At 65.2% G+C, this 715-nt stretch carries 1 protein-coding gene; it reads right to left on the reverse strand.

Annotated features, from left to right (window positions below; all coding sequences use genetic code 11):
* Nucleotides 1–129 precede the first annotated feature (129 nt).
* Nucleotides 130–621 carry an MmcB family DNA repair protein gene (locus tag AC1D00_RS43970; protein ID WP_092186190.1) on the reverse strand — a complete coding sequence of 164 codons (492 nt, stop codon included), beginning with the start codon at nucleotides 619–621 and terminating at the stop codon, nucleotides 130–132.
* Nucleotides 622–715: the final 94 nt, after the last annotated feature.

Below are 715 nucleotides of genomic sequence, written 5' to 3' on the forward strand. Positions count from 1 at the left end.
CGTTGCAGCGCATTTTGGCCAAGCGCGCGCCGAGGTAAGTTTCGTAGGGTGGATTAGCCGAAGGCGTAATCCACCCTTTCGCGTGCGGCAGAAGTGGTGGGTTACGCTACGCTAACCCACCGTGCGCATTCATTCCCAGAAATCCGCGTGCCCCTGCGGATCGACCAGCCGGTTGATCCGCAGCGCCGCCGCCATCGCAAAGCGCACCGTCATCTGCTTGCGCGTGGCGGCCGCGATCTTGTGCTCGGGCGCCTCGCAATGCAGATGCGCGCCGTAGGCGTCGGCGATGATCAGGCCGGTGTCTTGCGGAAAGATCTCGCACGGCAGGTCCTGCGTGAAGGCGAAGAACAGCCGGTCGCAATGGGCTCGGTACTCGTGCCATTTCTGATCGGCGCGCAGATCCTCCACCGACGACTTGATCTCGACGATCCAGATCTCGCCGCGCTCGTTCAGCGCCACCAGATCGGCACGCCGGCCCGAGGGCAGCGGCAATTCGCTGATGCAGGAGAAACCAAGCGAGCGCAGCAGCCGCGCCGTGCCGCGCGCGATCGCCAGCGCAGTCTCGGATTGACGGCGGTCCGGCGGCGGCACGAGGGCGATGTTGCGGGCGCTGCTGTCCATAGGGGGAGTTTAGCCGATTCCCGTGGGGTTCACACTGCTTGATAGCGCGAGCTGTGGCCTCACTCTCCGCCGTCGTCCCGGCCTAGTGCGCAAT

Source organism: Bradyrhizobium sp. P2_E8 (assembly GCF_056403875.1).

Coding starts and splice junctions, on each gene's coding strand:
- AC1D00_RS43970 (WP_092186190.1), bottom strand. CDS start 621: ATGGACAGCAGCGCCCGCAACATCGCCCTCGTGCCGCCGCCGGACCGC.